We start from the raw sequence: 18,319 nt of genomic DNA, 5'->3' as shown, positions 1-18,319 counted from the left end.
GGCTCACGTTCGAGGGTCGATCGACACCGGGGCGATGGACGACAAGCCACGGGCTGCCCCGCAATCCCTGGTGGGCGTGGATCATGGTCGATGCTGGTGGTCTGGAAGAGGAGGAACAGTTGACGCAGAGGAACAAGGGTTCGCGTCTCAGCAACTGGTGCGAGGCCACGAGATGACGTTCGGCCTCGTCTTCACAGGTCTTGTCCTGGCCATCCCGGCAGGACTTGTCATGCTGCGCCGTGGCGCGAAACGGCCGCCACCGTGGCACAAGCAGTCTGTCGCACTGTTCGGTGCCGCTCTGATCTCCGCGAGTCTCGCGGCAATGGTGTGGGGCTTCGGCATCTTCTCAGGCGGTCTGGACGTTCAGGAAACCTGCGAGCTCACCCTCCACACCGCCTATGACCAGGCGTGGCGGGACCGTACAGGTGCGGATGGCACGTCGTACTTCCCGTTGTCCGACGCGTGCAACGAGCACGTCAGCCTCGTGCCCACATGGGTGAACCCAACGATCCTCATTCTCGCTGTCCTCGCCATCAGCGCTCTTGCTCTTGCCCTCTTCCGGATCGCTTCGGCGATCCTCCACAGAAGGGAGCTGGTCTCCTCGTGAGAGGTATGACCAGCCGAGGAGTCTGCGACATCGGGTACAGCCGTGGCGATTCAACCGATGCTCTACCCCCTGGGCGGTACGGCCGCCAATGGCCCGAGCGGGCCGGCGGTGACGGTGGTGGAGGACATCGTCGTGGCCGACCGGCTGCCGCTTGCTCGACCCCCGCTTCGGGCGGCCTCCAGGCGATTTCTGTGGACGTCGGTGGCCGCAGTGGCTACGATCCGCGAATGATCACGGCACTGGACGACCTGACTGTGGACCTGGTGCCCCACGCCCAGTCGGTCGCACGTGAGAGTTGGACGGGCGAAGAGTCGGCGCGCCCACTGAGCCCACAGGGCCTGAGCCAGGCCGACTCCCTGTCCGCGGTCATGCGGGACAACATCGATGCGATCTATTCCAGCCCGGCGAAACGGTGTGTGCAGACGGTTGAGCCGCTGGCCCGGTCCTTCGGCCTGAGCATTGCGACCGCTCCGGGCCTGGCTACCCCCGATGGCACCTACCAGCCGCGGGAATGGACCGAAGGGTTCTTCTCCCCGTTCCAGCGGGAGCTGGGCGGAGCCTGGATGGCCGGGGCAGCCCTTGCGGTACTGATCGCGATGAGCAACGCCCACCCCGGTGGCCACGTGGTGGCTTGCTCGCACGGTGACGTCATCCCTGTGCTTGTGGCCCAGGCGCTGGCCCTCTATGGCCGTGCGTCACCGCCCCCCGTCGTGGACCGGGGCGGCTGGCACCGGATGCGGTTCGGCACCGATGCGCTGACCGTCGAGTCCCACGGTCCCGTGGTGTCACTGCCGGACACGTGAGCTCATTCATGAACCTCAGCCCGTGGTCAGCCTGTGGTTGATCACGGGTCTTGACGTTCTGCCGAAGCCGCCTCAGGCGCCGGCCACCAATGGCCGCCCGCCCAAGCACGGGCCGGAGTTGACCCTGACCAGGGTCGGCCGTGGGTTCCGGAACATCCGCCCGGCGACCGCCCTGTCCGCTGGTGCACCCCAACCCGGCAGGCCCGGCCCCGGACACCCACCAGGCTCCAAGAACCGCAGGCCCGCAGCCCGCCACGACGTCGGAAAGACCGCCTAACGCGGCGTCACCCTGACCGACCATCAAGATCGGAAATGTTGAAGAACAAGCTGAAGGGATGTTCCGTAATCCGGCCCGCCAGGGATTACGGGGCAGCCCTCCCTTCAGGCGGATTCCTCGCCCGGCACCTCGGCGAGCTGCACACCGCGCAAGTTGAGCAGCACCAACGCAACGCATCCGCAGGCGAGCGCGATGTCGGCGACGTTACCCACGAACGGGCCGTAGTCGATGAAGTCCACAACATGCCCGCGGGCGGGCCCGGGCTCGCGGAAGAGTCGGTCGCCCAAGTGCGACACCGCACCGCCGAGCAGAGCTCCCAGCACGAGCGCCCAGCCCGATGAGGCGAGTCGGCGCGCGGTGTAGAGGATGCCCATCACCGCCGCTGCCGCCGCCAAGGTGAACACCCATGTCGCCCCGGTGCCCATGGAGAAAGCAGCGCCCGGGTTGTAGAGCAGTCGGAAGTGGATCAGAGGGGGGATCACGGCGACGCGCTCGCTGTCGTACAGTGCGGAGACCGCCCACAATTTGGTGAGCTGGTCCGCGAGCAGGACCACTGCCGCCAGCATGAGCATCAGGCCGTACAGCCGACTTGAACTCCGCTCCAACCGCATCATCGTGGCCTCCGTGCGTAGTCCGAACCAGGATTCCCCGAGCCTATCGGCCTCCCCCGACGCGTCGTCCCGTGCTCCGGACGTAGGTGGTCTGTGCGCTCTGCACGTGGCCACTGGACGAACTGGTGATGCCGGACCAGGACATGCGGAAGACATCACCCCGACGAGCGGCAGTCCGCGTCAGAACGGCGAGACGTCCGCTTGCCGAATGCGCGCTGACGCTGCCGGCTGCTCAACCATGTGGCCACATCCGCGACGACCGCTCCGTCGACGTGCTGGGGTGCCGCGTAGCCGGCGGGCGTCGACGGCCCGGTCCCGGGGAAGAAGAGGTGGTCGTCGGATTCGTGGACCTGGATGGTGACGTCCGGATGCCCGGTCAGTCCCGCCCGCCAGAGGGACAAGTCATGCTCGACGGTGACCTGGTAGTCGCGGCCACCCTGGAGGATCAGCAGCGGCTTGTCCAGGACGGCGGCAGTGGCAACCGGGTCGTAGGAGCGCAGGTCCAGCCAGTACGAGGCGGGGAGGCCGAAGGGCAGGTCTTCCCGGGGCGTACGGGGTGACAAGGCGGTCTCGACGATCGCGGCCTGGCGGGTGATCTCCGCAAGCGCTGCCTCGTAGTGCGGGCCGGGATCGAGGGCGGCCAGGTGGCCCACGACCCGGACCGCCGCCCGGTGCATGGGTTCGGCGTCACCCGCCAGGATCACGACACCCGCCACGGACGACTCGGCCTCTGCGACCCGTGGGGCGACCTTGCCTCCCATGCTGTGCCCGGCAACGAACACCCGGCCGGCATCGACGCACGGTTCTTCCTGGAGGAGACGCACAGCGGCCACGGCAAGAGGCACGTACTCACATGTCATCGTGAAGTCGTCCGCGGCCACCGTCTTCGCCGCGTGGGCGAAGGTCACCTTGTCGTGGCGCAGCACCGCCACGCCACGGCTGGCCAAACCCCAGGCGAGGTCCTTCAGGGGCTTGTTGGGCCCGCTGGTCGCGTCCCGGTCGAAAGGCCCTCCGCCGCTCAGCAGCACGACCCCGGGCCACGGTCCGTGACCGCGCGGAACGGTGACGGTGCCGGCCACCGCGAGGGCGCCGGATCCGACCGTGACCTCGTGCTCCTCAAAGGCCTCCGTATCCGCGTAGGAGGGCGCCACCCATGGTTCGCGGGCAGAGGCCGCGAGGCGTAGCCCGTTCAGCAGACCGGCGGAGTCGACCGACATGACAGCGGTGAACTCTCCCCGCTCGCAGACCACGGGAACGCTGACACGGACGAGGCCGGGCCTCAGGGACTCGCTCGACAGTTCGCCCAGTCCCGTGAACGGACCGGTGCCGGAGGTCTCGGCGAGCCAGGCGGCCTGGAGCGCCTCGGCGGTCAGCGCAGCGCGCAACGGCGGGGCGAACAGTACGGCGATCTCCTTGAAGCGGCCCTCGCGTGCCCACTCGACCACCAACACGGCGGTCCCCTCCGCGCTCTGCATGCTTTCACCTTTCTTAGATTTGAGAAAGGTAGCATGTATGAGAAAGTTGGGTCATGGACACCTTGGAACTCCTGGCGCACCCTGTCCGCCTACGTGTGGTCCACGCACTGCGCGGCGGACGGGTCCTGACCACCGGACAGCTGTGCGCTCTGATCCCGGACGCGTCCAAGGCGACCGTCTACCGGCACGTCGATCTCCTTGCCGAGGGCGGCATCCTCGACGTCGCCGACGAGCAGCGAGTCCGGGGCGCCGTCGAACGCCGCTACCGGCTGCGCCAGGAACGCGCGGGCATCGACGCGGAAACCGCACGTGCGCTCACCCCTCAGCACCACGAGCGGGCATTCGCTGCCGCCATGGCCGCCCTGGTCGCGGAGTTCGACGCCTACCTGAGGCGCCAGGACAGCGACCCCGTGGACGACCTCGTCGGCTATCGGCAGCACGCGATCTGGCTCGACAGGGACGAACTCGTAGCGCTGATCGGCGCGATGCAGGCCGCCATCGCCCCCCTTCTCGCCAACGAACCTTCGCCGGAACGCACCCGCTATGTCCTCAGCCCCATCCTGTTCCCCGCCGAGCAGGCCGAAGAGTCCGAACAGCAGGACCCTCTGTAGCGGGAATCGCCTGCGCCAGGTGCGGTCCGCGCCCGGAGGGGCCTTGAGGCGGCGCGGCACGTCCGTGATCGAGTGACCCTCGGCGCACTCCAGCGCAAGCCGCGACCGCGAGACCGGCCCCTGGCCGTCGACCGTCGACGCTCCGTCAAACACAGCCCGCCGTGGCCCCAGGCCGGCGCATGGACATCCTCGCCCGGAACCCCAGCGGCCGGCGAATACCGGCCGCGGGCACGGCCCTTGCGCAAGCGGCGGGCGACGGGCGGTGGCCGTGCGTACCGCCGCCCCGGCCGATCGACAAATCCGACCTCCCGCTCCCACGTGGCGCTCTGTCCGACGAGTGGTCCCGCAAGCGAAGGCGCGAATGGCTTCGCGTCACGTCGGGTAGGGATAGCTGCGGCGCTGCCGGTTGCTTCATTCGGTGACCTTGGCGATGAACGCGGCGAGGTTCGTGGTGGTCCGCTGGATCTTCTCCTCCAGGGTGAGCGACTCGTGGAGCCGCCCGCCGACGCCCGCGTCCTTCTCCCCCCGCACGTACAGCGGGCAGGCGAGGTCGCTGCATATGTAGGCACCCACCGAGTTGCCGTGCCGCCCGGCTCTGCCCGCCTTCGCGGCGACCATCAGAGAGACGCCGCCGGTGTGGGTCGTGATGCACATCGAGCACATGCTGCGCCGTGTCTGCCAGGAAGCGGCGGAGGGGCAGCGCAGCGCGAGCGCCACCAGGCGGCCGTCCAGTTCGGTGGCGAGGGGGTCCCGCAAGCCGAAGAAGTCCAGGTCGCCCCAGGAGCGTTCGCCCAGGTCATGGGGAACGAAGAGGCGCTTGGCCTCGCCCTTGGTGCAGTTCACGAACGCGGTACGGATCTCTTGCCGGTCGGTGGCTTCATGAACGGCAGGCCAATTTGCCTAAATCTATTAGGCAAATGCATAATGATTATCGCCGAACAGGAGGAAGGTTATGGTTCGAGTAGGCCTGACAACGGAGCGTCTGACCCGTGCGGGGGCGGAACTGGCCGACGAGGTCGGCTTCGACCAGGTGACCGTCTCGGCGCTCGCCCGGAGGTTCGACGTCAAGGTCGCAAGTCTGTATTCGCACCTGAAGAGCTCCCAGGACCTCAAGACCAGGATCGCCCTGTTCGCACTGGAAGAACTCGCCGATCGGGTCGCCGCCGCGCTGGCCGGGCGGGCCGGCAAGGACGCCCTGGCCGCCTTTGCGGATGCCTACCGCGATTACGCCCAGGAGCATCCCGGCCGCTACGACGCCGCCCGCCTCAGGCTCGACCCCGAGACCGCGGCCGCCAGCGCCGGCGTGCGGCACGCGCAGATGACGCGGGCGATCCTGCGCGGCTACGACCTGACGGAGCCGGACCAGACACACGCGGTCCGGATGCTGGGCAGTGTCTTCCACGGCTATGTCAGCCTGGAGATGGCCGGAGGCTTCAGCCACACCGCCGTCGACTCGCAGGAATCCTGGGCCTGGATCCTGGACTCGCTCGACGCTCTGCTGCGGAACCGGACCAGGCCTTGACCAGCGGGGCCGCGGCGCCGGAGGCGGCCCGCCGCACACCGGCGTACCCGAACAATCCGAAAAGCTTGATCAAAAGGCTGGGACAGTGAACACCGGACACGACTTGATCACCACACCTGTCACCGCGAACATCCTGCGCGGTTTCCTCGACCTGGAACCGACCGCGCACGGCCTGCTGCCGCATCGGCTGCCGGCTCGGGCTCGTCAGCAGATCCCTGACAACCAACTGGCCGTAGCCGAGGCCCAGCCCTCCGGCGTGCGGCTGGCCTTCCGTACCCGGGCCACCACCATCGAACTGGACACGCTGCCGACCAAGCGGGTCTACCGCGGTTTCCCGGCCCCGGCGGACGGCGTCTACGACCTGCTGGTCGACGGCCGGCTCGCTGCCCAGACCACCGTGGCCGGCGGCAATGTCCGCACGATCACCGACATGGTCACCCAGTCCGCCGAACTGCGTGAAGGGCCCGCCGGTACCGCCCGGTTCACCGATCTGCCGGCACATGACAAGGACATCGAGATCTGGCTTCCGCATACGGAGATCACCGAGCTCATCGCTCTGCGTACCGATGCCCCGGTCGAGCCGACGCCGGACAGCGGACGCAGGGTGTGGCTGCATCACGGCAGTTCCATCAGCCACGGCTCGAACGCCACCCACCCGACCGCGACCTGGCCTGCCCTGGCCGCGGCCCAGGGCGAAGTGGAGCTGGTCAACCTGGGGTTCAGCGGCAGCGCGCTGCTCGACCCGTTCACCGCTCGCGCGATGCGAAACACGCCTGCGGACCTGATCAGCGTCAAGATCGGCATCAATGTCGTCAACGCCGACGTGATGCGCCTGCGCGCCTTCACCCCCGCGGTCCACGGCTTCCTCGACACCATCCGCGAGGGGCACCCGACCACACCGTTGCTGGTCGTGTCCCCCGTCCTGTGCCCGGTCCAGGAGGACACTCCCGGCCCTCTCGCGCCCGACTTCGACGGCGGGACCTTGCGATTCAAAGCCACGGGCGATCCTGCCGAACGTGCTGCCGGGCGCCTGACGCTCAACGTCATCCGCGACGAACTCGCCCGGATCGTCGGACAGCGGGCGGCCGACGACCCGAACCTGCACCACCTCGACGGCCGTGACCTCTACGGCGAGAAGGACTACGCCGAGTTCCCGCTGCCCGACGAGGTCCATCCTGATCCCGCAGGGCACCGCCGCATCGGCGAGAACTTCGCACGGCTCGTGTTCGGCGACGGCGGCCCCTTCGCCACCGAGACCGGCTGACCGGCTGACCGGCTGACCGCGTCACGGTCGCGCGGGTCCTCACGGCAGCGGGCGACATCGAGGCCTGGTCGCTGGGCGACGGCGCGCCGCAGCGACTGCGCACGCTGGCCGCCCCGACCGGTACACAGGGCGTGTTGTGGGGCGCTGACAACGTGATCGTCGCGGCGGGCGAGACAGTCCTGCGGTTCCTGCGGGCCGACAGCGACGAAATCGTGGGCGACTATACATTTCTCCGGAAAGCGGACGCTGAGCTGCCGCTCCACCCGGAGGTCGTCTACGACCACTTCGACGGCAGAATCCTCGCACTCGACGAACACACCTGGTGCCTGCCCGTCGAACCGGACATGGCGATCGCGCCGCCCGAGCGCCGCGCCGACGTCGAAGCGCACTTGGCCTGGATCGTCGACCGGCGCTTCGCCCGGCCGCTTGGCTGGGGCCGGTTCGACCTCTGGCCGGACTCGGCAACCGCGGTCGCTCATCTCCGGACGACGTCACCGGACATCAAGGAACTGCAAAAAGTCATCAGGTGGGCGGAGGGATAAGAACTTCACAGCGCGCGCAGGCCTGTACGGGACGATCCAGTTGGCCAACTGGCGGAGGCCGACGGGGATGTCGATGAGCGGAGTGATGCACATCGCCCGAGCCAGCCCGGCGTCGGCGCACACATGGCTCCGGGTCAGCGCCCGTAACGCTTGCAACTCAGGTATTTCGGCGGGACCGACAGGGCGCCGTCGTCGAGGCAGATAGCCGTGGCCCCCGACAGTTCCCCGCGTGGGGGTTCTGATCAACCGGAAGGCCCGGCTGACTGCGTCGGCGTCGCCCCGTCGCCAGGAGGCAACCTGGTGCCCTGTGCCGTCGTCCTCAACGGCGGGTCGTCTCAAGGAGGTCATGCGGTGGGTAAGCACGCCGACATCGTCAAACCACTCCCGGAACTGCTCGGGCAGCACGCCCGGCGCCTCGGGGACAAGGTCTGTTTCGAGGACCGGCTGAGGCGTGTGACCTACCTGGAGCTGGAACGGAGGACCGCGCGGCTGGCCGGTCACCTGGCGGGACTCGGTCTGGAGCGCGGTGACCGGGTGGCCGTACTGCTCGGCAACCGCGTCGAGGCGGTCGAGAGCCTGCTCGCCGTCACCCGGGCGAGCGGTGTGGGCGTGCCCCTGGACCCCGGGAACTCGGAGGAGGAACTGACCCGCTTGCTGGACGACAGCGGGGCACGGGTGCTCATCACCGATGACGCCGGCCTGGCGCGGCGGCGGACGCCGCCGTTGCGACCCGGGTTGGTCGTGGTGGTGGCCGAAGGCGGTGCCGAGGACGAGTCCGGAGACCCGGCGTCGGGCGCGGAACACACCGAGCGGGCGGACCAGGCCGGGGGCCGTCCCGCCGGAGTGGCGGGCGCGGGCGGCGTTCTGCGGTTCGAGGAGTTGGCGGTCACGGAACCGCGGATGCCGGCCCGGGACGATCTCGCACTGGACGAAGTGGCCTGGCTGCTCTACACCTCGGGCTCCTCCGGCGCGCCCAAGGGCGTGCTGTCCACCCAGCGCAGCCGCCTCTCGCCGGTCGCGACCGGTCTGGCCGGTGTGCTGGGCCTGTCCGAACGGGACCGGGTGCTCTGGCCGTTGCCCCTCCATCACGCGATGAGTCAGATCGTGTGCTTCCTCGGGGTGACCGCGATGGGGGCGAGCGCGGTGCTGCTTCCCCGGTTCACAGTGGCGGGGGTGCTCGGCGAACTGCGCCGCCCGGATGCCTCGTTCACCTTGCTCGGCGGTGTTCCGACCACGTTCTCGGCGCTGCTCGACGCGGTCCGGGCCGAGGCGAACGGTAGCGACGGCGGCGGTCTGGGCGGCCCCGCGCTGCGGGGTTGCGTCAGTGGTGGGGCCGCGGCGGGGCCCGGGTTCCGCGAGTCCTTCGAGGCGATCTGCCGTGTGCCGTACCTGGAGCACTACGGAAGCACGGAGGCGGGCCCGGTCACCATGCCGGCGCCCGGCGGGGCGACGACGTCCGAGGGGTGCGGCCGGGTGCTGCCCGGCACCCGGGTCCGGGTCGGCGGGGGCCCCGACGGCCGGGACGCGGGCGAGGGCGAGTTGTGGGTCAGCGGGCCCGGGGTGATGGCCGGATACCACGGCAGGGCTGAAGCCACTGCGGAGGTACTGCGCGAAGGCTGGTTCCGCACGGGCGACCTGGCCAGGATCGATGGCTTCGGTGCACTGGCGATCACGGGCCGGGCGAGTGATCTGATCGTCCGGGGCGGGGTGAACATCCACCCTTCGGAAGTGGAGGCGGTGCTGCGGCGGTTGCCGGGGGTGTCGGACGCCGCCGTGGCCGGGCGTCCGCATCCCTCCTTCGGCGAGGTGCCGGTCGGCTATCTGGTTGCCGAGCCCGGCGGCGTGCTGGACCGGGGGCGCATCCTCGCCGCCTGCCGTACGGAACTGTCCGGCTTCAAGGTGCCCGTCGAGCTGTTCGAGGTGGCGGACCTTCCCCGTACCTCCTCCGGGAAGACCCTGCGGCGGAACCTCGCCGGCCTGCCCGCACGGGCGCTGGGCGCGGAAGGCACCGATAACGGAAAGCCGTCGCAGGACCTGCTCGCCCTGGTGCGCGGCGAGGTGGCGGCCGTGCTCGGCTGCACGGCTCAGGCGGTGGAGCCGAGCACGGCGTTGCGGGACCTGGGCATGGACTCCCTGACCGCGACGGTGCTGCGGGAGCGGTTGTCGGCGCTGACCGGCCTGCCGCTCTCCGAGGCCGTCGCCTTCGACTTCCCCACGGCCGCGGCACTCGCCGCCCACCTCGGCGAGCGGAACGCCGTCGCGCCGGCCGGCGCCGGGCCCGCGGACCGGAGTGCGGCCCGGTCGGACGACGATCCCGTGGTCATCGTGGGGATGGCTTGCCGCTATCCCGGAGACGTGACCTCTCCCGAGGAGCTGTGGCGGCTGGTGGCCGACGGCAGGGATGCCATCGGTCCCTTCCCCACCGACCGGGGCTGGGACGTCCATGCGCTGTACGACCCGAACCCCGGGCGGCCCGGAAGGACGTATGTGCGTGAGGGAGGTTTCCTCTCCGGTGCGGACCGCTTCGACCCCGGTTTCTTCGGCATCTCGCCCCGCGAGGCACTGGCCATGGACCCGCAGCACCGGCTGCTGCTCGAAGTGGCGTGGGAGGCGTTCGAGTACGCCGGTCTCGTCCCCGGCACTCTGCGCGGCTCGGCGACCGGGGTGTACGTCGGGCTGATGTACAGCGACTACGCGCGCCGCCTGGCAAGGACGCCCGAGCAGGTCGAGGGCTATCTCGGCCTCGGCAACGCCGGAAGCGTCGCATCCGGCCGTATCGCGTACGCCTTCGGCCTCGAGGGCCCGGCCATCACCGTGGACACGGCGTGTTCCTCGTCCCTGGTGGCCCTGCACCTGGCGGCCCAGGCCCTGCGCCGGGGTGAGTGCGCTTTCGCGCTGGCCGGTGGCGCCACGGTGATGTCGGGGCCCTCCTCGTTCGTGGAGTTCAGTCGGCAGCGGGCGCTGGCGCCGGACGGTCGCTGCAAGGCGTTCGGTGCGTCCGCCGACGGCACGGGGTGGGCCGAGGGCGCCGGAATGCTGCTGCTGAGCCGACTGTCCGAGGCACGCCGCGCCGGGCTTCCGGTGCTGGCCGTGGTGCGCGGCTCTGCGGTGAACCAGGACGGCGCGAGCAATGGGCTGACCGCACCGCACGGGCCCGCGCAGCAGCGGGTGATCCGGCAGGCGCTCGCCGACGCGGGGCTGAATCCCGGGGACATCGACGCGGTGGAGGCGCACGGCACCGGCACCCGGCTGGGGGACGTCATCGAGGCGGAGGCCTTCTTCGCCACGTATGGGCGGCAGGCTCGGGAGCGTCCCCTCCGATTGGGCTCGGTGAAGTCGAACATCGGTCACACCCAGGCCGCTGCCGGAGTGGCCGCTGTGATCAAGATGGTCCAGTCGATGCGGAACGATGTGCTGCCGCGTACATTGCACGCCGACGAACCGACGCCCCGTGTCGACTGGTCGTCGGGGCGGATCGCGCTGCTGACCCGGTCGGTGGAGTGGCCTGCGACGGACCGTCGGCGCCGGGTGGGGGTGTCGTCGTTCGGGATCAGTGGCACAAACGCCCATGTGGTGCTCGAAGAGCCTCCGGGCGACGGGGAGTTGTCCGCACCCCCGTGTGCCGTGGCGGACGGCGGGGCCGGGACGGGGCCGGGGTGTGCGACGGGTCCGGGTCGGACCACGGTGGCCCTTTTGGTGTCGGCGAGGAGCGTGCCGGGGCTGCGGGCCCAGGCACGACGGCTGCACGACCATGTGGCCGCCACTCCTGACGCGTCCCTGGTCGACATCGGGTACTCGCTCGCCACCACGCGTGCGGCCCTGGAGCACCGGGCCGTGGTGGTCGCGCGGGACCGTGCGGAGCTGCTCGGCTCCCTGCGGGCCGTGGCCGAGGGCGACGGCCGATCCGGAGTGCACACGGGTACGTCCCGCCGCCACGGCTCGCCGGCCTTCCTGTTCACCGGTCAGGGCAGTCAGCGCGTCGGCATGGGCCGTGAGCTGTACGAGTCGCGGGATCTGCATCCGGCCTTCGCCGGTGCGTTGGACGAGTGCTGTGCCCTGCTCGACCCGCTGCTGCCGGTGCCTCTGCGGGACGTCATGTTCGCCGGGCCCGGTACGGGGACGGGCGCGTTGCTGGACACGACCCGGTTCGCGCAGCCGGCGCTCTTCGCTCTGGAGACGGCGCTGTTCCGGCAGTTCGAGGCGTGGGGCGTACGCCCCGGACGGGTTGCCGGGCACTCGGTGGGCGAGGTGGCGGCGGCGCACGCCGCCGGGGTGTTGTCCCTCGCGGACGCATGCACTTTGGTGGCGGCCCGGGGCCGCCTGATGGACGCACTGCCTCCGGGCGGCGCGATGGCGGCTGTGGCCGCGGGCGCCGACGAGGTGGCGGCGCATCTCGCCGGGACCGGGTGCGCGGTGGAGATCGCCGCGGTCAACGGGCCTGCCTCGGTGGTTGTCTCCGGCGACGAATCGGCGGTGCGGGAGGTGGCCGCGTACTTCCGGGAGCGCGGCAGTTCGGTGACGCCGCTGCGGGTCGGTCATGCCTTCCATTCCGCTCGGATGGAGCCCGTGCTGGCCGAGTTCGCGGATGTGGTCCGGCGTCTGTCCTTCGCCTCGCCACGGCTTCCTCTGATCACCGCGGTGCAGGGCCGGGTGGCCACCACCGAGGAGGTGTGCACGCCGGAGTTCTGGGTGGACCATGTCCGCCGTCCGGTCCGCTTCGCCGATTCGGTGGCGTACCTCGACAAGCAGAGCGCGGCACACTACGTGGAACTGGGGCCGGACGGCGTGCTCACCGGCCTGGTGCGTGATTGCCTCGCCGCGTCCGGGCCGGACACGGACAACCAGGACACCGGCGAGGCGGACGGCGGCGAGCGGGGCCCGGTACCCCTCGTTCTGCCGACACTGCGCAAGGCGCGGCCGGAGGCGGACGCCTTGCTCGGCACGCTGGCCGCACTGCATGCCCACGGCGTTCCCGTCGACTGGCGTGCCGTATTCGCCGGGGGCGGGCGGCGCGTCGCACTGCCCACGTACGCCTTCCAGCGCCGCCGGTACTGGCTGGAGCCCGCCCCGGAGCTTCCGCCCGCGTCCCCGACGGCCGAAACCTCCCATCCGTTCCTGCGGTCGGGCACCCGCACGGCCGACGACGACGGGTTGCTGCTGAGCGGGTTGTTGTCGGTGCTGGACCAGCCGTGGCTTGCCGACCATGTGGTGGCCGGTGAGATCTTGCTGCCCGCGACCGCCTTCGTCGAAATGACTCTCCATGCCGGTGCGTTGACGGGTGCTGCCGTCCTGGACGAACTCGTTCTGACCGCGCCGCTGCCGTTGCCCCCGGAAGGTGCTGTCGACTTGCAGGTGAGGGTGGCGGGGGCCGACGAAGCGGGGCGGCGGACTGTGCTCTTCCACTCCCGGCCGCACACTCCGCCGGGCGACGGTCCCTGGCTCCGGAACGCCGTCGGCACTCTGTCGCCGACGCAGCCGCCCACGGACCGGGCAGCGGCCGCGGGCGAGACCGGCGACCTGCCCCTGCAGGACACGTCCTGGCCGCCGGAGGCGGCATCACCTCTGCATTCCGACGGCCCGGGGACGGGACCGTATGAGCGGCTGGCCGTCGACGGGCTGTGTTACGGCCCCGCTTTCCGGGGCATGCGCACCGCCTGGCGGCACGGGACGCAGTTGTACGCGGACGTCTCGCTGCCCGAATCGGCCCGGACTGCGCGCCGGGAAGCGGACGGACCGGAGTTCCTCCTGCATCCCGCGCTGCTCGACGCGGCGCTCCACGCCCTGGCCCTGGACGGCCTGGTCGCGAACGGTGCCGGGGCAGCCGGTCCGGCGGCCGACGCGTTGTCCTTGCCGTTCGCCTTCAGCGGGGTGCGCGTGCACACCGCCGGTGTGCAGCGTCTGCGGGTACGGGTGGTTCCGGGGCCGGACGGCCGGCCCGGAGTGGAGCTGGCCGACGAGGCGGGCTCACCGGTGGCGACGGTCCGTTCGCTGACGCTCCGGCCTCTTCCGCGTGCCGGCACCGACACCGGCTCAGCAGCTACGGATGCGGTCACCGGGGCTCTCCACCGGACGGACTGGGTGGCGATGACCGAGCCGCCCCGGCCCGTGGCGCCGCCCCGCTGGGCAGTTCTTGGCGCGGCGGGCACACAACTGGTGGATGCTCTCGCGCCACCCGGGTCCGGCGTCCCGGTGCACCCCGACCCGGCGGCGTGCGACGCGTCGGCGGATGTCGTCGTGGCACCGTGCCCGCTGCCGGACACGGACGGCGCCGGGCAGGACCGGGCTGCCAGTCTGCTGCGGGCGGCGGACCAGGCGCTGCGGCTCGTGCAGGAGTGGCTCGCCGAGCCGCGCCTGTCCCGCTCCCGTCTCGTCCTCGTGACGTCCGGTGCCGTCGCCTCGGCAGATGACGTTCTCCCCACGGACGATGCCGCCGGTCGCGGCGGTGACGGCCGGTCCGGCGGGACGGTGTCCGTACCGCTGCACGCCCCGGTGTGGGGTCTGGTCCGCTCGGCTCTGCGGGAGAATCCGGGCCGCTTCGCTCTGATCGACGTGGACGGACACCCCGAATCCTGGAGCGCCCTCCCCACCGTGCTGGCCACCTCGGCGCCGGAGACGGCCGTACGCCGGGGGACGGTGTACGTGCCGAAGCTGGTGCCACTGGCCGAGGCGGCACCGAGGCCACGGAAGAGGCGGACGCTCGACCCGGAGGGCACCGTACTGGTCACCGGCGGCACCGGTTCCCTGGGCATGCTGGTGGCGCGGCATCTGGTCACCACTCACGGCGTCCGGCATCTGCTGCTCGCCGGCCGACGCGGGCCGGACGCTCCGGGGGCGCGTGAACTCGTCGCGGAACTGTGCGAGACGGGCGCCCGGGTGACCGTTCACGCCTGTGACGTCGCGAACCGGACCGCGCTCGCGGCCCTGCTCGACGCGGTGCCTGCGGCCCACCCGCTGACCGGAGTCGTGCACACCGCGGGAGTGCTGGACGACGGTGTCGTCGCGGCGCTCACCACCGACCGGGTGAGGCGGGTGATGCGCCCCAAGGCGGACGCCGCTCTCGCTCTGCACGAGCTGACCGGGGATCACGACTTGGCGGTGTTCGCGCTGTTCTCCTCGGTGGCGGGAACCTTCGGCTCCGCGGGCCAGGCCAACTACGCCGCGGCCAATTGTGTGCTGGACGCACTGGCGCGGCACCGCGGGCGGCTCGGACTGCCCGGCACGTCGATCGTCTGGGGCCCCTGGCAGCAGAACAACGGCATGATGGCGCACCTCGGCGACGCGGACCGGCAGCGGATGGCCCGCTCCGGGTTCGGCCCGCTCGGGCCGGAGGAGGGCCTGGCTCTCTTCGACGCGGCCGTGGCCGGTGACGAACCCGTGGTGGTGGCGGCCCGCCTCGCCCCGGCCGCTCTCCGCAGCGGTGGCACGGCGGCGAACCGGCTCCGCACCGCTGCCCCGGACCTGGGCGACGAAGGAAGGGACCGACTCCGCCGGTTGCCGGCGGCTGCTTCCCCTGCCGAGACGGGCGGGGTGCTGCTCACGAAGGTCCGGACGCTGGCGGCCCGTGTCCTGGGCCATCGGGAGGAGGCGAGCGAGATCGCCGAGGACGTCCTGCTGGCGGATCTGGGGCTGGATTCCCTGGCCGCGGTCGATCTGCGCAATGAGCTCGCGGCGTGGACGGGGCTCGCACTGCCGTCCACGCTGCTGTTCGACTTCCCGACACCGCGCGCGCTCGCCGTCGAGCTGACGCGGCGGTATGCCGCCGAGGCGCCTTCCGCGGGTGCCGCGCCCGACGGCCGGACACGGCCTGAGGCCGTCGGCTCTCCGGGCTCCCCGGGCCGGACGGCGGACGACGCTCCGGGAAGCGGTCCGGGGGCGGGCGCTCCGCCGGACGTCCGGGAGGTCGCCGAAGCACCGCACACCGGGGAATCCCCGGACTCCCTGGGCGCGCTCTTCCGTACCGCATGCGCCCGGGGCCGGAGCTGGGACGGCATGGTGCTCCTCACCGTCGCGGCTCGCCTGCGCCCGGTCTTCGACAGGGCCGGAGCTCCCGGCGCGACACACGAGCCCGTCATGCTCGCGGCCGGCGGCACAGGTGCCCGGCTGGTCTGCTCCCCCGCGCTCAGCGCACTGTCCGGACCACAGGAGTACGCGCGCCTCGGTGCCGGCCTGCGAGGACTGCGGCCGGTTTCCGCAGTGCGCCACCCGGGGTTCGAGCCGCGAGAGGAGCTGCCCGCCACGCTCGACGCCCTCGTCACGGCTCACGTCGCCGCTGTGCGCGCGGCCGCCGTCGAAGGCCCCCCGGTACTGCTGGGGCGGTCGGCCGGTGGCTGGGTGGCCCATGCCGTGGCCGAGCGTCTGGAGTCCGAGGGTGCCGCCCCGGCGGCCGTCGTCCTGGTGGACACCTATCCCCCCGGTCACGGAGACCGGGGGGAGGCGCTCTCCGCGATGACGTCTGACATGCTGCGCCGGGCGGCGGAGTTCGCCTCCGCCAGTCCCGATCGGCTCACCGCCATGGCCGGATACTTCGAGCTCTTCAGCGACTGGAAACCCGCGCCGCTCGCCTGTCCCACCCTCTACGTGCGAGCCCGGGACCTCCTGCCCGGCGCCGCCCCCGCCCCGGGCTGGAGCCTGCCCCACACCGAGATCACCGTGCCCGGCGACCACTTCACCATGCTGGAGGAGCACGCCCGTACCACCGCGCTCGCCATCCACGAGTGGCTGGGCAGCCGGTTCTGAGGACGTCCCGGGACGGGCGGCGGATGCGGGAAGAACGCGACCATCCACCTGGCAGAACCATGTCTCAAAGGGGATTTCGCCCCTGCCCGAAACTCCTGGATGTCAATTTCGACGGCCCTTTAGTTTGAGTTGGTCAGCTCGTCAGGGGCTGCGCAGCTCACACCGGAGGAAAAAGTAATGGGAATCTCGAGAACGTCCGCGCTCAAGTGCGTCAGGGCCGCGGCTGTCGCGGCGGCCATGGCAGGCGTCGTATCGGTGGCAGGACCCGCGTCCACCGCCAGCGCAGGCGCGTCGTGCAACAACGGCTGCTCCCAGACCTGGAACGACTCCGGAACCGGGTTCTACGCCCTGAAGAACTGGTGCAAGTCGGGTGGGGGCAATGGGAGTTGGACAACCAAGAAGCCGACCTGCGGCCCCGACCAGAAGAGGGATTACCTCTACCCCGGCGATCGGACAAAGGGCACGCAGGACTGGGACGTGTTCCAGGTGGACGGCGGATTCTGCTACGACGTGGATTTCGAAGTCACTCCCCCGTGGGGGAATGACTTTCACAAGGCATTCGACCGCAGGGGCAAGTCGACCATCTGGGTCAAGGTCGCCAACAGCGGGTTCGCAAAGGTCAGGGATGTGAGTTCGAAGCACTGCTGAGGCTCACACCGGAACCACGGGTAGTCCCGTAGCCGGAATCCCGGGAGACAGTACGGTGCACGGGCGTGCGCCTCTACCGAAGGGCGGAGGCTCCGATCGGCCTCCAGGCGGACGCCCCCGCCGTCGCCCCGTACACCGCGGCCCGGCAGTGCGCCATCGCCCGGCACTGCACCGTACTGCTCCTGGAGGGCAGCGCCACGCCACTGTCGGCTGTGCGGTGTCCGCCCCGCACTCCGGGATCGATCTCCACCCCTTCGGCTTCGCCCTCGGACAGCCTTACCCGAAGGGTCACGTCGGCCGATGCCGCGTCCCCCGCGGGACGGCACATGCCCGGATCCGGTCCGTCACGAGCCGGTGGATCTCAGGGACATCCCCCAGGTCGACGCGATATGCTGATGCAGATAGTGCAAGCCATTTGCAAAATGAGGAGGGTCATGGCTACGCGGGCGACCGATGCCGGGACGAACCAGAGCGTCGAACGAGCGGTCTCGGTACTGCGCGCACTCGACGCCGGCCGCGCCGAACTACGCGTCTCCGACGTCGCCGAACTGACCGGGCTGGGATCTTCCACCACCTCTCGGCTACTGTCCACCCTCGAACGCCTCGACATGGTCGAACGCGACCCGGTCAGCAACCTCTACCGCCTCAGCCTCGGGATTCTCCCGCTCGCCGCCACCGCGACCAACCGCCACCCCGTCCACCGCGCGGCCCGCATGGTCCTCCAGGACCTCGCGACCCGCACCGGGCTGGGCGCCAATGTCGCCGTCCGCCGGGGCACCGAGCTGATGTTCCTGTGCAATTTCGAGGGGACCCGCGCCCCGAAGTCCTACACACAGGCAGGGCACACGGCTCCGCTGCACGCCACCAGCATCGGCAAATGCCTTCTCAGCGGCCTCACGCCCAAGGAGCGCCGCAAGCTGCTTCCGGAGCCGCTCGCGGCACACACCGACTACACGACCACCAGCCACGACCTCCTCGACACCGAGATCGACACGGTCCGCCGCACCGGCTACGCGATCGAAGCCGAGGAACGCGCCCTGGGCCGGGCGTCGCTCGCCGCGCCCGTCCGCGACGCCTCGGGGGACGTCGTGGCCGCCATTTCCGTGTGGGGACCGGCCTCCCTCCTCGGCAGCCACACCGAGGCCGACGGCCAGCGGCTCGCCCTCACCCGTGAGGTCATCGAGGCCGCCGACGCCATCAGCCAGGCACTCGGCGTCCTCTGA

12 protein-coding genes are annotated in these 18,319 nt (G+C 70.8%); 9 read left to right on the top strand and 3 right to left on the bottom strand.

All coding sequences use genetic code 11. From position 1 onward, the window contains the following. Positions 1-172 precede the first annotated feature (172 nt). Together OHA19_RS38100 and OHA19_RS38095 are read left to right on the top strand one after the other, a co-directional pair. Complete coding sequence (locus OHA19_RS38100; protein ID WP_405708278.1) at positions 173-607, top strand: hypothetical protein; 435 nt, start codon at positions 173-175, stop codon at positions 605-607. A gap of 227 nt (positions 608-834) precedes the next feature. After that, a complete protein-coding gene (locus tag OHA19_RS38095; protein WP_405708281.1) occupies positions 835-1,410 on the top strand; it encodes a histidine phosphatase family protein in 576 nt (191 codons plus the stop codon). A 381-nt stretch (positions 1,411-1,791) separates the two neighbouring features. On the opposite strand, the gene OHA19_RS38090 is transcribed toward OHA19_RS38095, so the two are convergent. Together OHA19_RS38090 and OHA19_RS38085 are read right to left on the bottom strand one after the other, a co-directional pair. After that, positions 1,792-2,301, bottom strand: coding sequence for a signal peptidase II (locus OHA19_RS38090; protein ID WP_405708284.1), 510 nt, complete (start codon positions 2,299-2,301; stop codon positions 1,792-1,794). Between the two features lie 152 nt (positions 2,302-2,453). Continuing rightward, positions 2,454-3,773 (bottom strand): alpha/beta hydrolase, encoded by a 1,320-nt coding sequence (locus OHA19_RS38085; protein ID WP_405753142.1) that lies wholly within the window; start codon positions 3,771-3,773, stop codon positions 2,454-2,456. Between the two features lie 53 nt (positions 3,774-3,826). Here OHA19_RS38085 and OHA19_RS38080 point away from each other — a divergent pair, with 53 nt between their 5' ends. Continuing rightward, positions 3,827-4,384: a helix-turn-helix domain-containing protein gene (locus tag OHA19_RS38080; RefSeq protein WP_405708290.1), complete on the top strand. Its 558-nt coding sequence runs from the start codon at positions 3,827-3,829 to the stop codon at positions 4,382-4,384. A gap of 411 nt (positions 4,385-4,795) precedes the next feature. On the opposite strand, the gene OHA19_RS38075 is transcribed toward OHA19_RS38080, so the two are convergent. Then, positions 4,796-5,227, bottom strand: coding sequence for an FBP domain-containing protein (locus tag OHA19_RS38075; RefSeq protein WP_405753140.1), 432 nt, complete (start codon positions 5,225-5,227; stop codon positions 4,796-4,798). Between the two features lie 109 nt (positions 5,228-5,336). On the opposite strand from OHA19_RS38075, the gene OHA19_RS38070 reads away from it, so the two are divergent. The 6 genes from OHA19_RS38070 to OHA19_RS38045 all read left to right on the top strand — a co-directional run bounded on the left by OHA19_RS38070 (position 5,337) and on the right by OHA19_RS38045 (position 18,319). Then, positions 5,337-5,906 (top strand): TetR/AcrR family transcriptional regulator, encoded by a 570-nt coding sequence (locus OHA19_RS38070; RefSeq protein WP_405708293.1) that lies wholly within the window; start codon positions 5,337-5,339, stop codon positions 5,904-5,906. Between the two features lie 85 nt (positions 5,907-5,991). Beyond that, the gene (locus OHA19_RS38065) at positions 5,992-7,170 is read left to right on the top strand and encodes a GDSL-type esterase/lipase family protein (protein WP_405708296.1); all 1,179 of its coding nucleotides are present in this window, start codon (positions 5,992-5,994) and stop codon (positions 7,168-7,170) included. A gap of 152 nt (positions 7,171-7,322) precedes the next feature. Beyond that, positions 7,323-7,712: a hypothetical protein gene (locus OHA19_RS38060; RefSeq protein ID WP_405708299.1), complete on the top strand. Its 390-nt coding sequence runs from the start codon at positions 7,323-7,325 to the stop codon at positions 7,710-7,712. 351 nt (positions 7,713-8,063) lie between these two features. Next, positions 8,064-16,448: a type I polyketide synthase gene (locus OHA19_RS38055; protein ID WP_405753137.1), complete on the top strand. Its 8,385-nt coding sequence runs from the start codon at positions 8,064-8,066 to the stop codon at positions 16,446-16,448. Positions 16,449-16,625: 177 nt separating this feature from the next. After that, entirely contained in the window at positions 16,626-17,096 is a 471-nt protein-coding gene (locus OHA19_RS38050) for a hypothetical protein (protein ID WP_405753135.1), read from the top strand. 434 nt (positions 17,097-17,530) lie between these two features. Beyond that, positions 17,531-18,319, top strand: coding sequence for an IclR family transcriptional regulator (locus tag OHA19_RS38045; RefSeq protein ID WP_405708308.1), 789 nt, complete (start codon positions 17,531-17,533; stop codon positions 18,317-18,319).

This window comes from Streptomyces sp. NBC_00012 (assembly GCF_045040875.1).
Lineage (GTDB): Bacteria > Actinomycetota > Actinomycetes > Streptomycetales > Streptomycetaceae > Streptomyces.
The sequence above is the reverse complement of the archived record's forward strand: the minus strand, read 5'-3'. Positions and strand labels throughout refer to the sequence as shown.